At 29.6% G+C, this 1,573-nt stretch carries 2 protein-coding genes; both read left to right on the top strand.

The features are described 5' to 3' along the window. The coding region (locus IDG65_RS14025) for a Mu transposase domain-containing protein (protein WP_142928122.1) at positions 1-759 on the top strand (759 nt) is incomplete at its 5' end. After that, positions 752-1,513: an IS21-like element helper ATPase IstB gene (istB, locus tag IDG65_RS14030; RefSeq protein WP_001066125.1), complete on the top strand. Its 762-nt coding sequence runs from the start codon at positions 752-754 to the stop codon at positions 1,511-1,513. The genes IDG65_RS14025 and istB, both read left to right, overlap by 8 nt. The last annotated feature ends 60 nt before the right edge of the window (positions 1,514-1,573 follow it).

Raw genomic sequence — 1,573 nt, forward strand, 5'->3', positions numbered from 1 at the left:
TTTGTAATCATGCAAGTGACAATGAATAAATCAAGTGATGTCTTATTTAATTTATTGACACAAGCGTTTGAGCTAATGGGAGGTGTGCCTAATGAACTTGTAACGGATAACATGAAAACGGTCATGGATCAACCAAGAACAGAACGTACAAATGGTCAAATAAATCGCAGATTTAAACAATTCGCTGATGATTTTAATTTTAAAGTAAAACCTTGTATTGCCGGCCGTCCTAGAACAAAGGGTAAAGTTGAATCGATAATGAAAATATTAGATGAAATTCATGCATATCAAGGCGAATTATATTTGGAAGAGATTCCTAAGTTTATTTCTAATCTTAATGAGCGACTGAACTACTCAGTTCATACGAGTACAGGTAAAATACCTATTATTGCTTTAGAAAAAGAAAAAAGTTTCTTACAACCACTACCAAATGTGAATGTAAGAAACTCATATAAAGTGAAACATAAATATTTGAAAGTCAACCGCTCTAATATGATTACATATAAGTCCAATCAATATTCAGTACCAGCTGAATATTGTGGGAAAATAGTTGAAGTTCAAGTTTATGATCAAAAACTACACGTTTATTATAACACTAAATCGATTTGTGAACATCTCATCACACAACGTAAATTAAATTATCAAAAAGAACATTATTTAGAAACACTGTCATCTTCTTTTGGAAATAGAGAAATGGATGATATTAATCAGATTGCGATAGATAATTTGAATGCGATTGGAGAGTTGTATGATGAATAATTCGACGAATTATAAGCGCTTAAAAGCGAATTTAGAATATTTGAAAATGAATCAAATGATTAATCATCTTGATGATGTTATCGATTTTAGTATTAAAAATAACCTGTCATTTATAGATACACTAATTAAATTAAGTGACTACGAAATCGAAATTAAAGAGAAAAATTTGATTGAATCGATGGTAAAGGTGGCGGCATTTCCGTTTAAAAAAGAAATATCAGACTTTGACTTTAATTTTCAACCGAGCATCAATCAACAAGAAATTTGGGATTTTACAGATTTGCGTTTTATAGAAAAATATCAAAACATTGTCTTTTTAGGCTCAAGTGGCGTTGGCAAAACACATTTAGCTACAGGCATTGGTATGACTGCAGCTAAAAATAGAGTGAGTACTTACTTTATTAAATGTCATCATTTGATAGAGAATTTAAGAAAAGCAAAACTTGAGAACAGATTAGAAAATAGATTGAAGCACTATAGCAAGTATAAGTTATTAATCATAGATGAGATTGGGTACTTACCTATTGGAAGTGAAGATGCCAAACTATTCTTTCAATTAATAGATTTAAGATATGAAAAGAAAAGTACAATATTTACCACAAATATCAATTTCAACTTATGGAATGAAATATTTGATGACCCCAAAATCGCAAATGCGATTTTGGATAGGATATTACATCATTCAAGTGTAGTTAAAATCAAAGGCAAATCGTATAGATTAAAAGATCATTCACCTAAGAAGGAAATTACTTAGCAAACAATTTTGTACATTCTTATACAATCATTTATGTACATTTTTATATTGACATTTACA

Source organism: Staphylococcus sp. EG-SA-17 (assembly GCF_017151845.1).
Lineage (GTDB): Bacteria > Bacillota > Bacilli > Staphylococcales > Staphylococcaceae > Staphylococcus > Staphylococcus aureus.

What these genes read in the sequence shown, in the direction of transcription:
- istB (WP_001066125.1), top strand. Translation starts at nt 752, where the DNA reads ATGAATAATTCGACGAATTATAAGCGCTTAAAAGCGAATTTAGAATAT.